This window comes from Rhodococcus sp. PAE-6, assembly GCF_025290685.1.
GTDB lineage: Bacteria > Actinomycetota > Actinomycetes > Mycobacteriales > Mycobacteriaceae > Rhodococcus > Rhodococcus pyridinivorans.
Genome location: NZ_JAOCLZ010000092.1, coordinates 1 through 540 on the forward strand (window position 1 = coordinate 1; position 540 = coordinate 540).

The window sequence follows — 540 nt, forward strand, 5'->3', positions numbered from 1 at the left end:
CCGGCCGACAAGTACGGCCCCGAGATGACCGGGGTGTTCCAGCTGGTGTTCTGCGACCGCGGCACCCCCAAGGCCGGTGCCGGCCCCAAGGCCCGCAATCTCTACACCGAGTTGCGCGACGCCCTGGTGGCCCGAGGGATGAAACCCGAGCACGTTGCCTTCATGCACGACTACGACAACCCCAGGGCCAAGGCCCGCCTGGTGCAAGCCTGCGCCGACGGGCGGATCCGGGTGCTGCTGACCTCCACCAAGAAGGGTGGCACCGGCCTGAACGTCCAACGGGCACTCAAGCAGATGATCAACCTCGACCCGGCGTGGACGGCTGCGGACATGGAACAACGTCTCGGCCGCATCATCCGTCAGGGCAACGTCCACGAGACCGTCAGCGTGGTCAACATGGTCGCCCGCCGCTCCTACGACGCGATGATGTACCAGTACGTCGCCCGCAAATCGAACTTCGTGTCGATGATCCGCAAGGCCGATGTGCCACCCACCATGGACGACATCGGCGGGGACCTGACCGTCTCGTGGGCGCAGAGC

At 66.1% G+C, this 540-nt stretch carries 1 protein-coding gene; it reads left to right on the plus strand.

The window, feature by feature from the left end; translation table 11 throughout:
• The coding region (locus tag NVV99_RS26360; protein WP_260783283.1) for a helicase-related protein at positions 1-540 on the plus strand (540 nt) is incomplete at both ends.